The organism is Allobaculum fili, assembly GCF_020969955.1.
In the GTDB taxonomy this organism is placed as follows: domain Bacteria; phylum Bacillota_I; class Bacilli_A; order Erysipelotrichales; family Erysipelotrichaceae; genus Allobaculum; species Allobaculum fili.
Genome location: NZ_JAHDSX010000142.1, coordinates 1 through 294, shown reverse-complemented (window position 1 = coordinate 294; position 294 = coordinate 1). Strand labels below are relative to the sequence as shown.

Genomic DNA, 294 nt, shown 5'->3' with positions numbered 1-294 from the left:
TACAGAAAGAATCGACTTCTCTGCTCTGGTTCCTGTTTCTTTCAGAAAGGAGCTTAGACATGACCATTCAGATTCAAAAGTCCGTCTGCGCCGGACTCGATGTTCATAAAAACAATGTCTACGCCTGCGTCTGCTGTTCTGTGAAAGATCCTAAAACCAATGTGGATGTTCTCAAGCTCAAATCGAAAAAGTTCAGATCCAACCATACGGATCTTTCTGAGATGTGTGACTGGATTCTTGAGATGACGAAGAAAATTCTGAAATCTCAGCCGCATGATCCGATCGATGTCTACA

1 protein-coding gene is annotated in these 294 nt (G+C 42.9%); it reads left to right on the top strand.

Annotation, left to right across the window (positions count from 1 at the left end; genetic code table 11):
- Positions 1–59 precede the first annotated feature (59 nt).
- On the top strand, positions 60–294 hold a 235-nt coding region (locus tag Afil_RS10845; RefSeq protein WP_230268561.1), incomplete at its 3' end, for a hypothetical protein.